Origin of the sequence: Streptomyces sp. bgisy159, assembly GCF_965341775.1 — a bacterium.
In the GTDB taxonomy this organism is placed as follows: Bacteria; Actinomycetota; Actinomycetes; order Streptomycetales; family Streptomycetaceae; genus Streptomyces.
The window spans coordinates 107,388-127,611 of record NZ_CBDQZH010000021.1 but is presented as its reverse complement, the minus strand read 5'-3'; the positions used below and the strand labels follow the sequence as shown (position 1 = coordinate 127,611).

General features: G+C 73.2%; 17 protein-coding genes. 9 read left to right on the top strand and 8 right to left on the bottom strand.

What is annotated here, in order from left to right; all coding sequences use genetic code 11:
• Nucleotides 1–197: 197 nt before the first annotated feature.
• The gene (locus ACSLTV_RS21255; protein WP_435612654.1) at nt 198–656 is read right to left on the bottom strand and encodes a hypothetical protein; all 459 of its coding nucleotides are present in this window, start codon (nt 654–656) and stop codon (nt 198–200) included.
• Between the two features lie 126 nt (nt 657–782).
• On the opposite strand from ACSLTV_RS21255, the gene ACSLTV_RS21250 reads away from it, so the two are divergent.
• Both ACSLTV_RS21250 and ACSLTV_RS21245 read left to right on the top strand, forming a co-directional pair.
• Nucleotides 783–1,289 carry a SigE family RNA polymerase sigma factor gene (locus ACSLTV_RS21250; protein WP_432134740.1) on the top strand — a complete coding sequence of 169 codons (507 nt, stop codon included), beginning with the start codon at nt 783–785 and terminating at the stop codon, nt 1,287–1,289.
• A gap of 78 nt (nt 1,290–1,367) precedes the next feature.
• A complete protein-coding gene (locus ACSLTV_RS21245) occupies nt 1,368–2,636 on the top strand; it encodes a hypothetical protein (protein ID WP_432134739.1) in 1,269 nt (422 codons plus the stop codon).
• Nucleotides 2,637–2,643: 7 nt separating this feature from the next.
• Here the strand turns inward: ACSLTV_RS21245 and ACSLTV_RS21240 are convergent, their stop codons facing one another.
• The 4 genes from ACSLTV_RS21240 to ACSLTV_RS21225 form a co-directional block, all read right to left on the bottom strand.
• Entirely contained in the window at nt 2,644–3,969 is a 1,326-nt protein-coding gene (locus tag ACSLTV_RS21240) for an Nramp family divalent metal transporter (protein ID WP_435612653.1), read from the bottom strand.
• A 5-nt stretch (nt 3,970–3,974) separates the two neighbouring features.
• Nucleotides 3,975–4,553 carry an ATP-binding protein gene (locus ACSLTV_RS21235; protein WP_435612652.1) on the bottom strand — a complete coding sequence of 193 codons (579 nt, stop codon included), beginning with the start codon at nt 4,551–4,553 and terminating at the stop codon, nt 3,975–3,977.
• Between the two features lie 94 nt (nt 4,554–4,647).
• On the bottom strand, nt 4,648–5,565 hold the full coding sequence (locus ACSLTV_RS21230; RefSeq protein WP_432134736.1) for an anti-sigma factor RsbA family regulatory protein: 918 nt from the start codon (nt 5,563–5,565) through the stop codon (nt 4,648–4,650).
• A gap of 89 nt (nt 5,566–5,654) precedes the next feature.
• The gene (locus ACSLTV_RS21225; protein ID WP_435612651.1) at nt 5,655–8,381 is read right to left on the bottom strand and encodes a LuxR C-terminal-related transcriptional regulator; all 2,727 of its coding nucleotides are present in this window, start codon (nt 8,379–8,381) and stop codon (nt 5,655–5,657) included.
• Nucleotides 8,382–8,855: 474 nt separating this feature from the next.
• Between ACSLTV_RS21225 and ACSLTV_RS21220 the strand changes: the two genes are divergently transcribed.
• Entirely contained in the window at nt 8,856–10,214 is a 1,359-nt protein-coding gene (locus ACSLTV_RS21220; protein ID WP_432157070.1) for a M14 family metallopeptidase, read from the top strand.
• A gap of 40 nt (nt 10,215–10,254) precedes the next feature.
• Here ACSLTV_RS21220 and ACSLTV_RS21215 read toward each other — a convergent pair whose 3' ends face one another.
• Nucleotides 10,255–10,800, bottom strand: a complete 546-nt coding sequence (locus tag ACSLTV_RS21215) for a hypothetical protein (protein WP_435612650.1) — start codon at nt 10,798–10,800, stop codon at nt 10,255–10,257.
• Between the two features lie 118 nt (nt 10,801–10,918).
• Between ACSLTV_RS21215 and ACSLTV_RS21210 the strand changes: the two genes are divergently transcribed.
• Both ACSLTV_RS21210 and ACSLTV_RS21205 read left to right on the top strand, forming a co-directional pair.
• Entirely contained in the window at nt 10,919–12,256 is a 1,338-nt protein-coding gene (locus tag ACSLTV_RS21210) for an amino acid deaminase (protein ID WP_432157068.1), read from the top strand.
• Between the two features lie 35 nt (nt 12,257–12,291).
• Entirely contained in the window at nt 12,292–13,920 is a 1,629-nt protein-coding gene (locus tag ACSLTV_RS21205; protein WP_435612649.1) for an N-acyl-D-amino-acid deacylase family protein, read from the top strand.
• A 7-nt stretch (nt 13,921–13,927) separates the two neighbouring features.
• Here ACSLTV_RS21205 and ACSLTV_RS21200 read toward each other — a convergent pair whose 3' ends face one another.
• Nucleotides 13,928–14,827, bottom strand: coding sequence for a trypsin-like serine peptidase (locus ACSLTV_RS21200; protein WP_432134730.1), 900 nt, complete (start codon nt 14,825–14,827; stop codon nt 13,928–13,930).
• A 206-nt stretch (nt 14,828–15,033) separates the two neighbouring features.
• On the opposite strand from ACSLTV_RS21200, the gene ACSLTV_RS21195 reads away from it, so the two are divergent.
• The 4 genes from ACSLTV_RS21195 (at nt 15,034) to ACSLTV_RS21180 (ending at nt 18,195) form a co-directional block, all read left to right on the top strand.
• Nucleotides 15,034–15,498 (top strand): hypothetical protein, encoded by a 465-nt coding sequence (locus ACSLTV_RS21195; protein WP_435612648.1) that lies wholly within the window; start codon nt 15,034–15,036, stop codon nt 15,496–15,498.
• A 308-nt stretch (nt 15,499–15,806) separates the two neighbouring features.
• Nucleotides 15,807–17,018, top strand: coding sequence for a pyridoxal phosphate-dependent aminotransferase (locus ACSLTV_RS21190; RefSeq protein ID WP_432134728.1), 1,212 nt, complete (start codon nt 15,807–15,809; stop codon nt 17,016–17,018).
• Nucleotides 17,019–17,099: 81 nt separating this feature from the next.
• Nucleotides 17,100–17,516, top strand: a complete 417-nt coding sequence (locus tag ACSLTV_RS21185; RefSeq protein ID WP_432134727.1) for a hypothetical protein — start codon at nt 17,100–17,102, stop codon at nt 17,514–17,516.
• A gap of 94 nt (nt 17,517–17,610) precedes the next feature.
• Entirely contained in the window at nt 17,611–18,195 is a 585-nt protein-coding gene (locus ACSLTV_RS21180; RefSeq protein ID WP_432157077.1) for a Uma2 family endonuclease, read from the top strand.
• A gap of 200 nt (nt 18,196–18,395) precedes the next feature.
• On the opposite strand, the gene ACSLTV_RS21175 is transcribed toward ACSLTV_RS21180, so the two are convergent.
• Nucleotides 18,396–20,216, bottom strand: coding sequence for a phosphoenolpyruvate carboxykinase (GTP) (locus ACSLTV_RS21175; RefSeq protein WP_432134726.1), 1,821 nt, complete (start codon nt 20,214–20,216; stop codon nt 18,396–18,398).
• Nucleotides 20,217–20,224 lie beyond the last annotated feature (8 nt).

Below are 20,224 nucleotides of genomic sequence, written 5' to 3'. Positions count from 1 at the left end.
CGAATCGTCACACCAGTCACGGCCGACCAGGGCCGATCAACAAGATCGTGTTACGGGCTCGTAGGGCAACGCCCTGCATCTCCATAGCCGGAGCCGAGGACGTCCACCTGGTCCGACGCGTCGGGAGGCATGTCGGCGGATTGTTCTCGGCATCAAGGCGGGGGAGGCAGTCCGGCCACCTGATCTGGGCGCGGTCGTCAGCCGTGCGGGCGGTAGTGGCCCAGTACCCAGGCCAGTTGTGCGAACCACTCCGTCAGGCGGGACTGGGGGCGGGCCGTGACCTCTCCCTCGTAGACCAGGCCGTCCAGGTGGATCACGGCGAGCATGAGGGACTTGCCGTTGGGGCTCGCCTTGTAGTGGACGCTGCGGACCTCGGGCCAGGGGAACTCGGCGGAGACGCCGGAGAGCTCCAGGGTGACGCCCTCGGCGTCGACCACGATCGCGTTGTGCTTGTCGACGGCCATGAACTCCGGGCCGGGGCCAGCGGGGGCCGGGGCGGGTGCCGGGCCAGCGGGTGCGTACGCGGGCGGTGGCGGTACGGGGCCGCCGTACGCGGGGGGTGGGGTGCCGTACGGGCCGGGAGGGGTGGCTTGCGGGGGTCCGTACTGGGGTGGCGGCGGGCCGAAGCCGGGCGGGGGCGGGGGCTGCTGGGTCATCGGCGGTTCTCCGTGGGTCGGCACAGCGAGGATCGGTGTGGATCGGTGTGAAACATTCTCCCCGGCCCACCGCATCGAAGAAGTGAGGACCTCGAACACAGCCGGCACCCAGCTACAGGAGAACGCATGAGACAGGCCCGGGCGGACGAGTACGCGGAGTTCGCGGCGGCGCGTGCCGGGCATCTGTACCGGTCGGCGTGCCTGCTCACCGCCGGTGACACGCATCTCGCGGAGGACCTGGTGCAGGAGGCCCTGGGCCGGATCTACGTCCGCTGGCGGCGGGTCTCCCGTGTCGGGAACCCGGCCGCCTACGCGCAGACCGTGCTCACCCGGACCTTCCTCGCCCACCAGCGGCGACGCAGCAGCACCGAACGCGCCACCGCGGTCCTGCCGGAGACGGCCGCGGCCGCCTCCGACGCGACGCTGCGGCTCACCCTCCTCGACGCGCTGGGGCGACTGCCGGTCAAGGACCGTGCCGTGGTCGTGCTGCGCTACTGGGAGGACCGGTCCGTCCAGGAGACCGCGGACGCGATGGACACCAGTGCCGCCGCCGTGCGCACCCGGTGCACCCGGGCCCTGGCCCGGCTGCGGGATCTGCTCGGCGAGGACATCGGCGCCTACGCCCGTCCCTGACCGCACCCCCTGTCTCTCCCGTTCTTCCCCGTCCTTCTTCGTCCTTCCTCGCCGACCGAACCGAAACGGTGGTTCCCCATGTCCGTCGACGACCAGTACAACGACCCCTTCGAGGACCGGCTGTCCGCCGCCCTGCAGGCGACCGGCAGTGACTTCGACACCGACCGGCCCGCGCTGGCGGCCGCCGGTACGGCCCGTGGCCGGCGGCTGCGGGCGCGCCGCAACGTCGCCGTGGTGGGCGGCGCCGCCGCGGTGGCACTCGCCTGTGTGAGCGGTGCGCTGCTCGTGGCGAACGGCGGTGACGCCGACGGCGCGCCGCGGACCTCGTCCGTCGCCGCGAGCCGCACCGCGGCGGCCACGCCGTCGGGGGACGGCGTCACCGCCGAGCAGTTGCTCACCACGCTGAAGTCGCTGCTCCCCGAGGGGATGACCAGCAAGGAGACGGGCAGCGGCACGGAGGGCGGAGCGGCGCCGTACGCCTCGCTCGTCTACGACGACGGCCGGGGCGCGGCCGCGATCGGGGTCAACCTGGACCGGGTCGAGCCCGGCGGCGGGCAGGCCCGCGAGCTGAGCGAGTGCCCCGACAAGCGGTTCACCAACCACGACGAGTGCTCGGTGCGGCGGCTGCCGAACGGGTCGGTGCTCAAGCTGTACCAGGGGTACGAGTACCCGGACCGCCGGGTGGAGACCAAGCTCTGGCGCGCGGACCTGATCACCGCGTCCGGTCAGTACGTGTCGCTGACGGAGTGGAACGCACCGGCGGAGAAGGGCGAGGCGGTCACCCGTCCGCAGCCGCCGCTGTCCCCGGCGCAGCTGGAGACGGTCGTCACCGCCCACGCCTGGCTGCCCCTCGTCGACGCGCTTCCCGAGGACGGGACGAAGCCCACCACCGCGCCGGTCCCGGGGGGCTCGGACGACGGTATCGGCGGGCAGCGGCTCATCGTGGTCCTCACGCGGCTGATGCCCAAGGACGTGAAGGTGGTCGACAAGTCCGGCGAGGACTCGCAGTACGGCTATGTCGTGGTCGACGACGGCAAGGGGGAGAGCTTCGTGCAGATCAACGTGCAGCCGGACATGAACGACGTGCGCGACCAGCTGTTCGACGCGTCCGACGAGACCCTGCCCGACGGCACCCGGGTCGCCACGCACCAGGGGCCGGGCGAGAAGGGGATGGACGGGGTGGTGATGTGGACCGTCGACACGATCCGGCCCGACGGGCGCCGGATCGTGATCAGCGCCTTCAACGCGGGCTCCCAGGTCACCCCGGCCACCCGCACCGACCCGGCCCTCACCATGGACGAGCTGCGCCGGATCGCCCTGTCCCCGGAGTGGGAGGCCCTCGGCTGACCGTGCGTCAGAAGAACGCCGACCAGTCCTGGTCCCAGATCTGCTTCACGCACAGCACGAGGAACAGCAACCCCGCGATCGACAGCATCGTGTTGCTCAGTGCCCCGTTGCGCCACTCCCTGGGGGTGCGCGAGGAGTTGAGGAGCCAGAGCAGGGTGCCGGCGAGGAACGGCAGGAAGGCCGCGCCGAGTACCCCGTAGAGGATGACCAGGCGGAAGGGCCGGCCCTGGAAGAGCAGGACGATGGGCGGGAAGGTCAGCCAGAGCAGGTAGGCGCGGAACGGCCAGGACCGTTCCCGCCGCCCGGCGGCTGCGTTCTCGCCCGTCACCTCCTGCCGGTCCCGGCCGCCCCGGTAGCGGGCGACGAAGTCCGCGAACATCAGGCTCACGCCGTGCCAGACGCCGATCAGCGAGGTGAAGGAGGTGGCGAAGAAGCCGATCAGGAAGAACTTGGCGGTCGCGGCGCCGTATTCGGCCTCCAGGACGCCGCCGAGCTGGATCAGTCCCTTGCCGCCGCCGGCGAGGGCGATCCCGGCGGAGTGCAGCAGCTCCGCGCCGACGATCAGCATCGCCACGACGAAGACGCCGGTGGTGGCGTAGGCGACCCGGTTGTCCAGGCGCATCACCTTCATCCAACCGGTGTCGCTCCAGCCCTTGGCGTTGACCCAGTAGCCGTAGGCGGCGAGCGTGATGGTGCCGCCGACGCCGCCGATCAGGCCGAGGGTGTTGAGGACGGAGTCCTCCTCGTCGGGGAGGACCGGCAGCAGACCCGCCAGCAGGTCGGGGAGGTTGGGGGTGACCCGGACCGCCAGGTACACGGTCACCACGAACATGACGCCCACCAGGACCGTCATGACCTTCTCGAACACCGCGTACCGGTTGAACCAGACGAAGACCAGACCGACCAGGCCGCAGGCGACCGCCCACCACTTGAGGTCCATCACGTCCGGGAACAGCGCCTGCAGCGGGAGCGCGCCGGCCGACATCGCCGCCGCCCCGTACACGAACCCCCAGATCACCACGTACCCGGCGAAGAACCAGGTCGCCCAGCGGCCGAGGCTCGCCCAGCCGTCGAACAGGGTGCGCCCGGTGGACAGGTGCCAGCGCCCGGCGGCCTCCGCGAGGGAGATCTTCACCAGGCAGCCGGCGACCGCCGCCCACAGCAGGGTGTAGCCGAAGCTGCTCCCGGCGATCAGGGTCGCGACGAGGTCCCCGGCGCCGACGCCGGTCGCGGCGACGACGATGCCGGGGCCGATATGACGCCAACTGGACTGTCGTGACTGAGGGTCGGTGGTGGCCTCGGTGCGAGTGGGGTCTCCCGTGGTGTCCGCCATGAAGGTCAACGAAGCGGAAGACGGCGCCCCGGACAAGGGGGCGTGCCCGGATCGGTCCCGCATTCGCACGTCCCCAGCTCGAACCACACCACCTCGCCAGGCCCGGCCCGGTGGTACCCCCACCGCCGCGCGAGCGCCCGTACGAGGAACAGGCTCGGCACGCCCTCGGTGAATCGGCCGTTCTCCGCGAACCGGCCCCCTTCGACACCGCCGGTCTCCATGCCCTCGGCGCCGCGGGCGCCGGTGTCGGCGACCTCGCAGCGCAGGACGTCGTGCGCCGCCGACAGGGTGAGCCGGAACGGGGTGGCGGCGGGGGTGCCCGCCACGCCCATGGTTCCGCGGGGGCGCAGCAACGCGTTGGTGGCCAGCTCGCTGACGAGCAGCTCCGTGGTGTCCACCAGGTCGTCGCGGTCGCCCAGCCCCCACCTGTCCAACTGCGTGCGGACCTCCGCACGGGCCTCCCGGACGGCACTCGGGCGGGGCTCGTACGCCACGCTCACATGGCCGGCCCGCATGGGTGGTTGCAGGGACGCGCCGTACCGGGGGGCGGGGTCCGGGCGGCGTGCCCCGGAAGTTTCCAGCATGGGTCCAGCATGTGCCGCGCCGTACGCCCCCGCACGGGGAGGACTACCCGATTCCCTACCCGAGCACGTCCTGCGTGCCGAGCCGCCGGTACGGCTACGCGTACTGCAACCGTACGGTCGTTCCCCCGTTGTCACCGGGACGCAGATCGACGTAGGCGCAGACCTGGCGGGCGTACCACAGGCCCTGTCCGGGGGCGAGGTCGCCGTCGCGCGGCGGGACGAAGCCGGCGAGCGGGTCGTCGACGCGGCGGCCGAGGGCGAGTTCGCAGACGCAGCCCGGGGCCTCGCCCCACAGCGTGACCCCGGTGACCGGGCCGAGGACGGCGGCTTCGGCGACGGCCGTGCCGAACAGTTCGGCGTCCGCGACGGGCAGCCCGTTCCGTTCGGCCCAGGCGCGTACGGCCCCCGCGTCCGGCCGGGTCAGCCGGGCGGCGTCGCGCGGCGCCGGCTGCAGCGGTACGGCGTCCAGCTCGGCGGCGAGTCGCAGCGGGTCCTCGTAGACGTCGCTGTCGGGGTGGGCGCGACGGGCGGCCTCGATGACGGCGGGGCCGGCGCTGCGGGTGTCGTAGACGCACAGCGCGGTCGTCGCGGCCGGGGCGAACAGGAGGTTGGCGAGGGCCTCGTAGCGGATCCACTCGGCGCTCTCGCGCGGTGAGCGGCCCGCGCGTCCGCCCCACACCGGCTCCATGAGGAGGTGGATCCGGCCGCCGGGCCCGGCGTGCGCGGCGAGGTGGCCGGCGGCGCGGGCGACGGCGTTGGCGGCGGAACCGGCGTACCACTCGGTGTGCGGGACGAACCCGACCGCCTTGGTGTCAGGGCCGAGGGCGTCGCGCAGCAGGTCCAGTTTGGCGGGGTCGGCGATGGCGACGGGCTGCGGTTCGTCGGGGGCGGCGATCCCCTCGGCGAGGAAGGGGAGCGCGGCGGCGAGGAAGGCGTCGTCGGTGCCCACCGCGCTCATCCGGTGGGTGAACGCGCTGTGTGCCTCGGTGGGCCGGACGGTGGTGGCGGTCATGGGGGCCTCGGAGTCCTTTCCGGGTCGGGGTGCGTCTGGTGTCAGGGGCATCTGGTGTCAGGGGCGTCTGATGTCGGGACGGTTCCGTGTCACCGTTGCCCGGCCACCCAGGCCGCGATCTGGCTGCGGTTGTTGAAGCCGAGCTTGCTGAGGATGCGTTCGACGTGGCCCTCGGCCGTGCGGCGGGCGATCACCAGGTGGTCGGCGATCTGCTGGTTGGCGAGTCCCTGGGCGACGAGTTCGGCGACCTGGGTCTCGCGCGGGGTGAGCCGGACGCCTTCGGGAACGGCCGCCGCGGGCGGGGCCTCGTCGGGGCCGCGCGGGGCCGGCTGCCGCCCGTCGGCCGCGTAGCCGACGGCGTCGGCGAGGGGAAGGGCGCCGCCCCGCTCGTAGGCCCGGCGGAAGGCGGGCCGGCCGAGCGCCGCGACGGCGCGGGTCTCGCTGTCGCGGCGGGTGGCGGCGAGGGCGGCGGAACCCCAGCGGTCGCGGTCGACGTCCGCCCAGGCCCGGTCGGCGGCGCCGAGCAGCACGGCCGCGCGTTCGGGGACGTCGCGCCCGGCGGCGATCCGGGCGAGCAGGTCGAGGGTCAGGCCGATGCCGACGACGTCGTGCACGGCGTGCTTCAGACGCAGTGCCGCCCGGCCGTGGCGGTCTGCGCGCGGCCAGTCCTCCCGTACGGCGTGGGCCAGGGCGAGCATCCGCTCGACGTACGACAGCACCCAGCGCTCCCCATGGCCGGCGCAGAGCCGACGGGTCTCCTCACAGACGGCGATGGCCTCGTCGGGGCGGCCGAGGAAGGAGAGGGCGCAGGCGAGTTCGACGCGGTCCAGACCGACCAGGCTGGGGTGCTGGCCGGGGACGCGGCCGCGGGCGGCGGCGGCGCGGAAGTGGTCCAGTGCGCCGGTGAGGTCGTCGGCGAAGAGCCGGATGACGCCGATGACGTACTCGGCGTGCGCGGCCTCGGCCCGCTCGCCCAGCCGGAGGGCGAGGTCGCGGGCCTCCTCGGCGCGGCGCCGGCCCCGGGTGAGGTCCTCGGGGCAGCCGGCGAGCAGGGCGGCGGCCCACAGGGCGCGGGCCCGGTCGCGGCTGGGCTCGGGGTCGGCGTCGAGGGCGCGGTCCAGCCAGTAGCGGCCCTCGCGGGGGGCTCCGCAGGCGTGCCAGTGGAACCAGAGGGTGCCCGCGAGGCGGAGTGCGGCGCGGGCCTCGCCGGGGGTGGTCAGGCCGTGGTCGAGGGCGGCGCGCAGGTTGTCGCGGTCGGCGGCGAGGCGGGCGACGACGGCGGGCTGGTCCGGGCCGAACCAGGCGCGTTCGCAGGCTTCGGCTCGGCGCTGCATCCACTCCCGGTGGCGCAGCCGGGCGGCGGACTCCTCCCCCGGGATCGCCCGCAGCCGTTCCAGGCCGTACTGCCGCAGGGTGTCGAGCAGCCGGTACCGTACGCCGTCGGGTCCGGCCTCGCGGCACAGGACGGACTTGTCCACGAGCCCGGCGACGGCCTCCAGCACGTCGAACGCCTGCGCCGGCCGGGCCGGAACGGGGTCGCGGGGCGCCTCCTCGGCGGGCTCCGGCACCCCGCCCGCGTCCGCGGGCTGCTCCGACCGGCCGAGGTCACCTCGCCCCGCCACCGCCGGCTGTACGGGCCGGCAGGCGCTGCCGGGGGAGGCACCGGACCGCATCCGGCCGTCACGGCCGCCGGCGGGCGTCGGCCCGCTCCGACCGGCACGACCACCCGCCTCCCCCGCACGACCGGCACGGCCCCCCACCCGATCCGGCCCCGCCCGCCCGGCGCGGTCCCCCGCCGCCCCCGACGGCCCCGCGCCGCCGGCACAACCACCCGCCTCCCCCGCCGGCGCCCCCGCACGACCGGCCCGACCACCCCCCGTCGCCGTCGGCTCCGACGCCCCGGACGCCCCGAACGCACCCGGTGGCCCCGCCGTCCCGGCCGTCCCCGCCCCGTCGGCGTCGTCGCACACCGCCTCCGCCGTTTCCAGGTCGAAGGCGCCGGCCAGTACCGAGAGGCGGGCCCAGGCCAGGCGTTCGGCCGGGGTGCACAGGTCGTGGCTCCAGTCGACGGCGGCGCGCAGGGTCCGGTGGCGGGCCGGTACGGCGGAGCTGCCGGCGGTGAGCAGGCGGTACCGGTCGTCGAGGCGTTCCAGGAGCTGTTCGACGCCGAGGACGCGCAGCCGGACGGCGGCGAGTTCGATGGCGAGGGGCAGTCCGTCGAGGCGGCGGCAGAGGCGGGCCACGGCGGCCCGGTTGGCGGCGGTGAGCCGGAAGCCGGGGACGACGGCGGAGGCGCGGTCGGCGAACAGCGCGAGCGCCGGGCAGCAGGCGGCGGACAGGTCACCGTCGGGATCGGGCACCGGCAAGGGCCGGACGTCCAGCAGGTGTTCCTCGGTGAGGCCGAGCCGGTGCCGGCTGGTGGCGAGGACCCGGACCCCGGTGGTGCCGTGGAGCAGGGCGGCGGCCAGGGTGGCGCAGGCGGTCAGCAGGTGCTCGCAGTTGTCGACGACGAGGAGGAGCCGCCGGTCGCGGACCCGCTCCACGAGGGCGTCGAGGGCGGGCCGCCGGGAGTGGTCGTGCAGGCCCAGCGCGTCGGCGGCGGCGAGCGGCACCAGGGCCGGGTCCCGCAGCCCGGCCAGTCGGACGTACCGCACTCCGTCCGGGAAGGCCCGGGCGACTCGCGCGGCGAGGCGGCCCGCGAGCCGCGTCTTGCCCACTCCGCCGGGGCCGGTCAGGGTGACCAGGCGCGCGCGGCTCAACAGCTCGCGGCCCTGGCGCAGTTCCGCCCGCCGGTCGACGAAGCTGGTGGTCTCCACGGGAAGGCCGGGAAGGCTGGGAGGGTCAGGAAGGCCGGGAGGGTCAGGAAGGTCAGGAAGGCGGGGCGGGGTGCGCGGAGGTTCCGTGCACGAGGGCTCATGGCGCGGTGCCTGCCTGCTGGGCGCCGCCCGGTGCGGGGGCCGGGGTGACGCCGATCCGCCCATCGTCAGCCAGTCCTCGGGGTGTCGTCGACGAGCCGGAGGGTGCGGCTCCCTTTCTGCGCGGAGCCCCACTCTCCCCCAGCCCGTGCAAGGACGCACTCCGCGGATCACACCGCCGGGTGCACTTTGCCGGGGACCCGGCCCGGGAGTGGGTGCTCACGTACACTGCGCGGCCCCTTCCCCGCCGTACGGCACGTCCGAATCCCGTATTGACCGGACCATGTCACACCCCGACCATGAGCGGCACCCGCACCCAGCACGTCGCACGTCGCACGTCGCACGGAACAACCCCACCTCCCACAAGGAGATTTCATGCGACTCCGCCTCCGCGGCACACGCTCCGCGGCGCTCACCGGCCTGCTCACGCTGGCCCTCGCCGCCCCCCTGTCGGGGACCGTCACCCAGGCCGCCGCCGGCAGCACCCCGCCCACGGCCGCCCCCGCCGCCTCCGACCCCGCCGCCGACACCGTCCGCCAGTACGAGATCCACGTCGGCCGCCACCACAACACCCCCGTCACCCGCACCGCGATCGCCGCGGCCGGGGTGAGCGTCGACGAGGCCGACGAGGAGACCGTGGTGGTCTCCGGACGCGCCGGCCAGATCACCGCACTGCGCCGCCTCGGCTACGAGGTCACCCCGCTCGGCGCGGCACCCGACCGGACCGCCGGGAACGAGGTCCGGCTGTACGACTTCCCGTCGGCGGACTCCCGCTACCACAACTACGCGGAGACGACCGCAGAGATCGACCAGCGGATCGCCGCGTACCCCGGCATCATGAGCAAGCGGGTCATCGGCAGGTCGTACGAGGGCCGGGACATCGTCGCCGTCAAGATCAGCGACAACGTCGGCACGGACGAGGCCGAGCCCGAGGTGCTGTTCACCCACCACCAGCACGCGCGCGAACACCTCACCGTGGAGATGGCCCTGTACCTGATCCGCGAACTCGGCGCGGGCTACGGCACCGACTCCCGGATCACGGACATGGTGAACGACCGGGAGATCTGGATCATCCCCGACCTCAACCCCGACGGCGGCGAGTACGACATCGCCACCGGCTCCTACCGCTCCTGGCGCAAGAACCGGCAGCCCAACCCCGGCTCCTCGTACGTCGGCACCGACCTCAACCGCAACTGGGACTACCGGTGGGGCTGCTGCCGCGGCTCGTCGGGGTCGAAGTCCTCGGAGACCTACCGGGGCGCGTCAGCGGAGTCGGCGCCCGAGGTCGAGGTCGTCGCCGACTTCGTGCGCGGCCGGGTCGTGGGCGGGGTCCAGCAGATCAAGGCCGGGATCGACTTCCACACCTACAGCGAGCTGGTGCTGTGGCCGTTCGGCTACACCTACTCCGACACGGCGACCGGGATGACGGCGGACGACAACGCCGCGTTCAAGGCGGTCGGGCGGAAGATGGCGGCGAGCAACGGGTACACCCCCGAGCAGTCGAGCGACCTGTACATCACCGACGGGACGATCGACGACTACCTCTGGGGCGTGCACAGGATCTTCGGGTACACCTTCGAGATGTACCCGACCTCCGGTTGGAACGGCGGGTTCTACCCGCCCGACGAGGTGATCGAGCGGGAGACCGCACGCAACCGGGACGCCGTGCTGCAACTGCTGGAGAACGCGGACTGCATGTACCGCTCCATCGGCAAGGAGGCACAGTACTGCTAGTCCTCCGGGCCCTCGGACCTTCGGGCCTGGAAGTGCGCGTCTAGTCCTCGAAGTACGCGTCGAGGACCGCGTCCAGCCGCTTCTCCCACTCCGGGAAGAGCGAGCGCGACGTGGCCTCGATCTCGATCGGGTACCAGCGCTGGCCGGGGGTGTGGACGGTGACGGTGAACCGCTTGCCGAAGCGGCCGGTCTCCGTCTCCACCGCGCCGATCTCGTCCCAGCGGAACTCGCACTCCTGGTCGTCCAGGAAGAGCTGAACGCCCCGGTGGTCGGCGACGATCCGGGCGCGGCGGTCGGCGGCCTCGAAGACGGGGCCGTCGACCGGGGCCTCGTCAGCGTCCGCCTCGGCCGTCTCCCCGTCCTCGGCCCCGTCCGCCGGGTCGGCGTCCTCGACGTCCTCGACGTCCTCGACGTCCTCGACGTCCTCGACGTCCTCGACGTCGTCGGTCTCTTCGACGCGTTCGGCGTTCTCCGCGTCGTCGGCCACGGGCGTGGTGAGCCCGGGGATGAAGGCCGGGTCGAACCCGGCGCCCTTCACGGGCTCGCCCTTCAGGGGCTGGCTGCTCGTACCTATGCGCTGGTCCACAGCGGGCAGTATGGCGGACAACCCTGTGCCCGGCCCAGTCAGCCCCGCTTCGAACAGCGGTGAGCGATACTCGCAAAGGTCGTCGCAGATCGCGCGACACCGCAGATCAGGAGGCAGTATGGCGCTCTCCCCGGGCAGCGAGGCAACCGGCGCCGAGGCCCCCGGCGCAGGACCGTCCGGCGCGGGACCGTCCGGCGCCGGAGCGCTGGCCCGGCTGGCGCGGGAACGCGTCGACCACCGTTTCAAGGGCCTGCCCCCGGACGCCGACGGCCGCACCGTCGCCGAACTGGCGGCCGAGCGGCGCAACCTCTTCACCGGCGGCTTCACCACACCCGTGCTCGCGCTGTCGGCCGAGCGTCTGGCGCACAACCTGCGGCTGATGGAGACGTACGCGACCCGCCACGGCCTCGCCTTCGCCCCGCACGGCAAGACCTCGATGGCCCCGCAGCTGTTCCACCGTCAGCTCGACCACGGCGCGTGGGGCATCACGCTCGCCGTGCCCCACCAGGTGCGGGTGGCGCGCGCCTTCGGCATCCGGCGGGTGTTCCTGGCGAACGAGGTCGTCGACCCGGCGGCCCTGCGCTGGATCGCGGCCGAGATGGCCGCCGACCCGGACTTCGAGCTCATCTGCTACGTCGACTCCGTGCGCGGGGTCGCGTTGATGGACGCGGCCCTGTCCGGCGCCGGCCGTCCCCTGGACGTCGTCGTGGAGCTGGCCGCCGGTGAGGGGGCGCGCACCGGGGTCCGTACGGAGGCGGACGGCGCGGCGGTCGCCGCGGCGGTGGCCGGCGCCGCGCACCTGCGGCTGGTCGGGGTGGCGGGCTACGAGGCCCAGGTGCCGGGCGCCGCCCCGCAGAGCGTGCGGGCCTGGCTGCGGCGGCTGGTGGCGCTGGCCGCGGACCTCGACCGGGCGGGGCGGTTCGCGGGGGCGGAGCGGATCGTGGTCAGCGCGGGCGGCAGCGAGTGGTTCGACGCGGTCGCCGACGTGTTCGCCGGGATGCCCGAACTGTCCGCGCCGGTCCTGAAGTTGCTGCGCTCGGGCGCGTACGTGTCGCACGACGACGTGCACTACAGCCGGCTGACACCGTTCAACCGGGTGCCGCAGGAGGGCGCGCTGGAGCCGGCGTTCCGACTGTGGGCGCAGGTCGTCTCGCGGCCCTCGCCGGACCAGGCGTTCCTCAACGCGGGCAAGCGGGACGCGGCCCACGACCTGGACCTGCCGGTGCCCCGGGTGGTGCGCCGGGACGGCGTCGAGCGTCCGGCGACGGGCATGGAGGTCACCGCACTGTCCGACCAGCACGCCTGGCTGGCCACCGCGCCGGGCACGGACCTGGAGGTCGGTGACTGGGTGGGGCTGGGTCTGTCCCACCCCTGCACGTCCTTCGACAAGTGGCCGCTGATCCCGGTGGCCGAGGCGGACGGCACGGTCGTGGAGTACGTCCGCACCTTCTTCTAGGGGCGAGGGGTTCCGGCCCGGAGAGAGGCGAGCGCATGCAGGACCTGGTCATCAGGGACGCCGATGTCGTCGACGGCACCGGTGCGGACGCGTACCGCGCCGATGTGGTGGTGGACGGCGGGCGGATCGTCTCGATCGTCAAGGAGGCGGCCGCTGCGGGCTGCCAGCGCCCGAAGGCGGTGCGGGAGCTGGACGCGGAGGGCCTGGTCCTCGCCCCGGGCTTCATCGACATGCACGCGCACAGCGACCTGGCCCTGCTGCGCGACCCCGACCACAGCGCGAAGGCGGCGCAGGGCGTGACCCTGGAGGTGCTGGGCCAGGACGGGCTGTCGTACGCCCCGGTCGACGACCGCACCCTCGGCGAGGTCCGCCGGGCGATCGCCGGCTGGAACGGCCCCGGCGACGACGTCGACTTCTCCTGGCGTTCGGTCGGCGGGTACCTGGACCGGCTGGACCACGGGTTCGACGGGCGGGGCATCGCGGTGAACGCGGCCTTCCTGGTCCCGCAGGGCACCGTCCGGGCGCTGGTGGTCGGCTGGGAGGACCGCCCGGCCACGCCGCGGGAGCTGGAGCGGATGCGGGAACTGGTGGCGCGGGGCCTGACGGAGGGCGCGGTCGGCATGTCCTCCGGGCTGACCTACCCGCCCGGGATGTACGCCGACCGGGCCGAGCTGACGGAACTGTGCCGCGTGGTGGCGTCCCACGGCGGCTACTGGTGCCCGCACCACCGTTCCTACGGCGCCGGGGCGCTGGAGGCGTACGCGGAGACGGTGGAGGTGGCCCGCGCGTCCGGCTGCCCGCTGCACCTCGCGCACGCCACGATGAACTTCGGCGTGAACGAGGGACGCGCGCCCGAGCTGCTGGCACTGCTGGACGAGGCCCCGGCGGCGGGCGTGGACCTCACCTTCGACAGCTACCCGTACACCCCCGGCAGCACCACCCTGGCCGCCCTGCTGCCGAGCTGGGCGGCCGAGGGCGGCCCGGAGCGGCTGCTGGAGCGGCTGGCCGACGACGCCACGGCGGACCGGATCCGGTACGACCTGGAGGTGACCGGCGCGGACGGCTGCCACGGGGTGCCCGTCGACTGGGACTCGGTCGAGATCGCGGGCACGGGCGATCCGGCGCTGGCGGACCGGGTGGGCCGTACGGTCGCGCAGTCGGCGGCGGAGCGCGGCGAGGAGCCCTGGACGACGGCCCGCCGGCTGCTGCTCGCGGACCGGCTGGCGCCGACGGTCCTGCAACACGTCGGCCACGAGGAGAACGTCCGCGCGATCATGCGCCACCGGGCGCACACCGTGGGGTCGGACGGCATCCTGTGGGGTGCCAGGCCGCACCCGCGCGCCCACGGCACGTTCCCCCGCTGCCTCGGCCACTACGTGCGCGAGCTGGGCCTGCTGTCGCTGGAGGAGTGCGTGGCGCGGATGACGGGCCGCCCGGCCGCCCGGCTCGGCCTCGCGGACCGGGGGGTGGTCCGTGAGGGCAACCGGGCGGACCTCGTGCTGTTCGACCCGGCGACGGTCGCGGCGGGGGCGACCTTCGAGGAGCCGCGGCGGCTGCCGACGGGCATCCCGTACGTCCTGGTCGACGGGCGCTTCGTGATCGAGGACGGGCGGCGCACGGACGTGCTGGCGGGGCGGGCGGTGCGCCGGACCGCCCGCCCGTGACCCGTCGCTACGGCTTGGGCAGGGTGCAGCCGCTCGCGTTCAGGTCGAGGCGGTTGCCGGTGGTGAAGCAGGCGGGGATGTTGTACGTCTCCTGGGCGTAGTTGATGCCCTCGCGGACGGTGACGACGCCGTTCTCGTCGATCTCGCACGGGTTGTTCACCGTGCAGGTCTGGCCGTCCTCGTTGCCGGTGTTGTTGACGGCGACGACCTTGCCGGTGGCCTGGTCGATGACGGGCGATCCGGAGGTGCCGCCGATGGTGTTGCAGGACGAGGTGTAGCGGACCGAGTCCTTCCAGGTCCAGTCGCCCTCCTTCATGCGGTAGACGAACCCGTCGATGTCGCAGTGGTACAGCCGCTTCCAGTAGCCGGAGGCGACGGTGATGGCCGTGCCGGCCACGGGGTGGGTGTCCTGCACGGTGAGGGGGCTGATGCCGTAGGTGCTCCGGATCGACGCGTAGCTGGTGCGGGTGCGGTAGATCGTGACGTCGGTGTCGGTCATCGTCGAGTAGACGACCTGGTTGGCCCGCAGGGTGCCGATCCGGGTTCCGGAGGCGTTCAGCAGGCCGAAGCTGCGGCTGGAGCGCCGGCCGGTGACGACCTCGCCGGGCTCGGGGAAGCCGGTCTCCAGGCAGTGGCCGTTGGTCAGGACCAGTGCCGGGTCGCTGTCGACGGAGTTCGGGAAGCGGATGACCGAACCGGAGCAGTTGCTGAGCGAGACGGTCCCGGCGAAGGTGACGGCCCGGAGCGTCGGGGTGGCCGTCCCGGCGGCCGGGGCGCCCTGGGCGGCGGACGCGCCGCGGGCCTGGGCCGGGGCGCGGTCGTCCGCCGTGGGCGCGGCGACCGAGGGTGCCGCGCCGGTCCCGGCGATCGCCAGGGCGAAGAGCGCGGCGACGAGAGGCTTTCTCATGTGGGGGTCCCCTCTTGCGACGGGGGCGGCCGGAGGTCTTCCGGCCGCCCGCACTTTTGTCATGCGCATTCTCAGCGCAGCGAGGAGACTCGACAAGCAGCACTTTTCGGCCGGGGAGGCGGCCTGCCCCGGGGGCCCCGAACGCCCCCCTCAGCGGGCCCCCTTACCGAGGCCCTTTTGATCCCCCTTGCCCTTTCCCTTTCGAGTTGCCGGGCCCGGAGTCACCCCCCGGCGGCACCACCGCGCTCTCGCTGGCCGCGGGCCGTGGCGCGGCACTGGACGGCGCCCCGGACGGCGCGGGCGGGGCCGAGGCGGCGGGGGCCCCGCCGGCGGACCCGTCCGCCGAGGCGCTCACCCCGGAACTCGGCCGCGCGGACTCCTCGGCCGAGGGCGTCCGGGACTCGGCCGGGTCCGACGCGCCCGGCGACTCCTCGGCCGACCGCGTCTGGCCGCCCTGCTTCTCCGGCTCCCCCGCCCCGCCCCCCGACGAACCGAAGGACAGCCCGGCGATCAGCGCCGCCACGGACACCACGCCCACCGCACCGCCGGCCGCCAGCACGCGCGGCGACCGCCACGGCGACTGCCGCCGGGCCCGCCGCCGCTCCGCCCGCCCACCCAGGGGAGCCTCGCCGACACCGTCCGGGAAGCCGGGCCCGTACCCGGGCCCGTAGCCCGGATCGGTGTCGATCCGGGGCAGCTCGCTGGTCTCGTCGTAGGCGTTGTTCTGCCAGCCGTGAGCGGCCGCCGGGTCGGCGTACCCGTCGTACGCCGGGGCGGATTCCGCCTGCGGGTGATACACCGGCGGCTGGTTCGCGCCGTATGCCCCGTTTTCGGGCTGAGGTGGCCTGGACATGGCCGCGCATTGTAGGGACGGGGGTGACCCCTGGGACAGCTACCGGCGATAACCGAACAAACCGACGCGTGTCACGTGGCGGAAAACACGCCCCGAGAGCGGCTACCGCGCCGTAAGCTCCCAGTCATGCAGGTGATCCAGTCCACAAAGCTCGCCAATGTCTGTTACGAGATCCGGGGCCCGGTTCTCGAGGAGGCGATGCGGCTGGAGGCGGCGGGCCACCGCATCCTCAAGCTGAACACCGGCAACCCGGCCGCCTTCGGCTTCGAGGCCCCGCCCGAGATCCTGGAGGACATCCTCCGCAACGTCTCCTCGGCGCACGGCTACGGCGACGCCAAGGGCCTGCTCGCCGCCCGCCGGGCCGTGGTCATGCACAACCAGACCCTCGGCATCGAGACCGACGTCGAGCACGTCTTCATCGGCAACGGCGTGTCCGAGCTGATCGTGATGGCGATGCAGGGCCTGCTCGACGACGGCGACGAGGTACTCGTCCCGGCCCCCGACTACCCGCTGTGGACGGCGGCCGTCTCGCTGTCCGGCGGCACGGCGGTGCACTACCGCTGCGACGAGCAGTCCGACTGGATGCCGGACCTCGCGGACGTCGAGCGCAAGGTCACCGACCGCACCAAGGCGATCGTCATCATCAACCCGAACAACCCGACGGGCGCGGTGTACGACGAGGCGATGATCAAGGGGCTGACGGACATCGCCCGTCGCCACAACCTGCTGGTCTGCTCGGACGAGATCTACGACAAGATCCTCTACGACGGCGCCACCCACACCCCGACCGCGAAGGTCGCCCCCGACCTGCTGACGCTCACCTTCAACGGCATGTCGAAGGCGTACCGGGTGGCCGGCTACCGGGTGGGCTGGATGTCGATCTCCGGCCCGCGCGCGCACGCGGACTCCTACATCGAGGGCCTGACGATCCTGGCGAACATGCGGCTGTGCGCGAACATGCCGGGCCAGCACGGGGTGGTGGCCGCGCTCAGCGGACGGCAGACGATCAACGACCTGGTCCTGCCGGGCGGGCGACTCAAGGAGCAGATGGACACGGCGTACGAGCTGCTGACGCAGATCCCCGGCGTGAGCTGCGTCCGCCCGAAGGGCGCCCTGTACCTGTTCCCGCGTCTGGACCCCACCGTCTTCAAGGTCAAGGACGACCGGCGACTGGTGCTGGACCTGCTGCGACGCGAGAAGATCATGGTGGTGCAGGGCACCGGCTTCAACTGGCCGGAGCCCGACCACTTCCGAGTGGTCACGCTGCCGACGGTGACGGATCTGCGGGACGCGATGGGCCGTATCTCGCGCTTCCTGGACGGCTACGGCCAGCCCTGACCGCCTCTTTCTACGATCACCACAACTTTAGACGAGATCTAAGCTAGGATGGCTTCCTGTCAGAGCACAGGAGGCCATCCCATGTACGAGCCGATCCGCACCAAGTCGGTGCACAGCACGATGGCCGGCACCCCCTCGGACTTCCCCCACCGCTCCCGGGAGGAGGAGCTGGACATCCAGCTCGCGGGACACCTCTCGGCGCTGCTCACCGTCACCGACGAGCTGCGCGGTCACCGCCCCTCCGGCGAGCTGGACGCGGCGGCCGACCGGCTCGCCCAGCAGGTGGCCCGGCTGCGGGGAGGCCGGGCGCCGGTCCGCGCGGTGCCCTCCGGGAGCGCCGCCGATCCCGCGGCCCTGCACCGGCGCGCCCACGCCCTGGCCGGCCGCGCCCTCGTCGTCGCCGCGTCCCGCGCCGACACGGCCGCCGCCATCCTGGCCGCCGAGCGCATGGACGCCCACACCAGCGCCCTGGACCCCCGCGAACTCACCGCCCCCTGAGCCCCCCGGGCTCCCCTGATCGGCCCCGGTCCGCGCGCACCCGCAGCGACGCGCGGACCGGGTGCCACATCTTCAATACGCTGAGCCCATGGGCATGGACTACGCCAAGATGCGCGTGATCGCTGAGCAGCTCGGGGCCTACGCAGAGCAACTCGAAGGGTCCTGGAGCGTCGAGATCGGACCCTCCGGTCCGATACTGGCGATGATGTGCCCGTCCAAGCGTCACAAGGGCACCGTCCGCCGCATCCGCGACCAGCTGAACGCACAGCTGCCGGACACTCACCCTGGCTACATCTGCGAGAACGGCCCGGAGATCGAGCACCCCGTGCTCGCCCGGATGCGCCGCCCCGACGCCGTCGTCATCCCTGAGGACGTCCTCGACGAAGAGGGCCTCGCCGTCGACGCGACGCAGGTGCTCGCGGTGATCGAAATCGTCTCGCCGTCGAACCCGAGCAACGACTACATCGAGAAACTCATCGACTACCCCGCGATGGGCATCCCGCACTACCTGATCGTCGACCCCCGCGCCGGCACGATCGAGGTCCACTCCGAGCCCTGCCGGGCCGCCTACGGCCGCAAGGAGCCGTACATCTACGGGGACGTGGTGGGGTTCGGTGCCTGGCGGATCGAGACCGCCGCCTTCCGGCGCCACGGGAAGGCCGGGGACGCGGCTCCCTGAGAACGGGCGCGGCCTCCCGGGAACGGGCGAGGGCCCGCCGCCCGCGCCTCCGTCGGGGCGGACGGGGCGGGGCGACGGGCCCGGGGCCGCGCACGCCGTTGTGCGCGGCCTCGCCGGTCTGGTCCCGCGGCCGGCCCGTGACGATGTTGCTGGTCAGGGCACAACTCGGAAGGCCAGCCGCGGAGTCGGGGGGGAGGGCGTCAGCCCAGGCGGTTCACCAGCGCCCGGTACTGGTCCCACAGCTCCTTCGGGGTGTGGTCGCCGAAGGTCTCCAGGTGGCCGGGGACGAGTGCGGCCTCCTCGCGCCACACCTCCTTGTCCACCGTGAGCAGGAAGTCCAGGTCGGCTCCGGACAGGTCCAGCCCGTCGGTGTCCAGGGCCTCCTTCGTCGGCAGGACGCCGATCGGGGTCTCCACGCCCTCGGCCTTGCCGTCCAGGCGCTCCACGATCCACTTCAGGACGCGGGAGTTCTCGCCGAAGCCGGGCCAGACGAACTTGCCGTCGTCGTTCTTGCGGAACCAGTTGACGTAGTAGATCTTCGGCAGCTTGGCCTGGTCCTTGCCCTTGGCGACGTCGACCCAGTGGCCCATGTAGTCGCCCATGTTGTAGCCGCAGAACGGCAGCATGGCGAACGGGTCGCGGCGCAGCTCGCCGACCTTGCCCTCGGCGGCGGCGGTCTTCTCGGAGGCCACGTTGGCGCCGAGGAAGACGCCGTGGTTCCAGTCGAAGGACTCCGTCACCAGGGGTACGGCGGTGGCGCGGCGCCCGCCGAAGAGGATCGCGGAGATCGGCACGCCCTTGGGGTCCTCCCACTCGGGCGCGATGATCGGGCACTGGGCGGCGGGGGTGGTGAAGCGGGCGTTGGGGTGGGCGGCGGGCTCCGGGGAGTCCGGGGTCCAGTCGCGGCCCTTCCAGTCGGTGAGGTGGGCCGGGACCTCCTCGGTCATGCCCTCCCACCAGACGTCGCCGTCGTCGGTGAGCGCCACGTTGGTGAAGACCGAGTTGCCCCACAGCGTCTTCATCGCGTTGGCGTTGGTGTGCTCACCGGTGCCGGGCGCGACGCCGAAGAAGCCGGCCTCGGGGTTGATGGCGTACAGCCGGCCGTCCTCGCCGAACCGCATCCACGCGATGTCGTCGCCGATGGTCTCGACGGTCCAGCCGGGGATCGTCGGCTCCAGCATGGCGAGGTTGGTCTTGCCGCAGGCGCTCGGGAAGGCCGCGGCCACGTACTTGGCCTCTCCGCGCGGCGGGGTCAGTTTGAGGATCAGCATGTGCTCGGCCAGCCAGCCCTCGTCGCGCGCCATCACGGAGGCGATGCGCAGGGCGTAGCACTTCTTGCCGAGCAGGGCGTTGCCGCCGTAGCCGGAGCCGTAGGACCAGATCTCGCGGCTCTCGGGGAAGTGCGAGATGTACTTGGTGCCGTTGCAGGGCCAGGGGACGTCCGCCTGGCCGGGCTCCAGCGGGGCGCCGACGCTGTGCACGGCCTTCACGAAGAAGCCGTCCTCGCCGAGCTCGTCCAGCACGGCCTGTCCCATCCGGGTCATGGTGCGCATGGAGACGGCGACGTAGGCGGAGTCGGTGATCTCCACACCGATCGCGGACAGCCGGGAGCCGAGCGGGCCCATGCAGAAGGGCACGACGTACATGGTGCGGCCGCGCATGGAGCCGCGGAAGACGCCCCGCTCGCCGGTGAAGACCTCGCGCATCTCCGCGGGGTCCGTCCAGTGGTTGGTCGGCCCGGCGTCCTCCTCCTTCTCGGAGCAGATGAACGTCCGGTCCTCGACGCGGGCGACGTCCGACGGGTCGGAGGCCGCGTAGTAGGAGTTGGGGCGCTTGACCGGGTCCAGCTTTCTGAACGTGCCCTTCTCGACGAGCTCCCCGCACAGGCGCTCGTACTCGGCCTCGGATCCGTCGCACCAGACCACGCTGTCCGGTTGGGTCAGTTCGGCGATCTCGTTCACCCACGAGATCAGATCCTGATGCTTGGTGGGAACGGTGGTAGCCGAGTTGTCGCGCGCCACGGTTGCTC

Excerpts from the sequence above, each read along its gene's own strand:
- ACSLTV_RS21205 (WP_435612649.1), top strand. The coding sequence starts at position 12,292 with ATGCAGGACCTGGTCATCAGGGACGCCGATGTCGTCGACGGCACCGGT.
- ACSLTV_RS21245 (WP_432134739.1), top strand. The coding sequence starts at position 1,368 with ATGTCCGTCGACGACCAGTACAACGACCCCTTCGAGGACCGGCTGTCC.
- ACSLTV_RS21235 (WP_435612652.1), bottom strand. The coding sequence starts at position 4,553 with ATGCTGGAAACTTCCGGGGCACGCCGCCCGGACCCCGCCCCCCGGTAC.
- ACSLTV_RS21200 (WP_432134730.1), bottom strand. The coding sequence starts at position 14,827 with ATGAGAAAGCCTCTCGTCGCCGCGCTCTTCGCCCTGGCGATCGCCGGG.
- ACSLTV_RS21240 (WP_435612653.1), bottom strand. The coding sequence starts at position 3,969 with ATGGCGGACACCACGGGAGACCCCACTCGCACCGAGGCCACCACCGAC.
- ACSLTV_RS21180 (WP_432157077.1), top strand. The coding sequence starts at position 17,611 with ATGGACTACGCCAAGATGCGCGTGATCGCTGAGCAGCTCGGGGCCTAC.
- ACSLTV_RS21220 (WP_432157070.1), top strand. The coding sequence starts at position 8,856 with ATGCGACTCCGCCTCCGCGGCACACGCTCCGCGGCGCTCACCGGCCTG.
- ACSLTV_RS21185 (WP_432134727.1), top strand. The coding sequence starts at position 17,100 with ATGTACGAGCCGATCCGCACCAAGTCGGTGCACAGCACGATGGCCGGC.
- ACSLTV_RS21255 (WP_435612654.1), bottom strand. The coding sequence starts at position 656 with ATGACCCAGCAGCCCCCGCCCCCGCCCGGCTTCGGCCCGCCGCCACCC.
- ACSLTV_RS21190 (WP_432134728.1), top strand. The coding sequence starts at position 15,807 with ATGCAGGTGATCCAGTCCACAAAGCTCGCCAATGTCTGTTACGAGATC.
- ACSLTV_RS21230 (WP_432134736.1), bottom strand. The coding sequence starts at position 5,565 with ATGACCGCCACCACCGTCCGGCCCACCGAGGCACACAGCGCGTTCACC.
- ACSLTV_RS21250 (WP_432134740.1), top strand. The coding sequence starts at position 783 with ATGAGACAGGCCCGGGCGGACGAGTACGCGGAGTTCGCGGCGGCGCGT.
- ACSLTV_RS21210 (WP_432157068.1), top strand. The coding sequence starts at position 10,919 with ATGGCGCTCTCCCCGGGCAGCGAGGCAACCGGCGCCGAGGCCCCCGGC.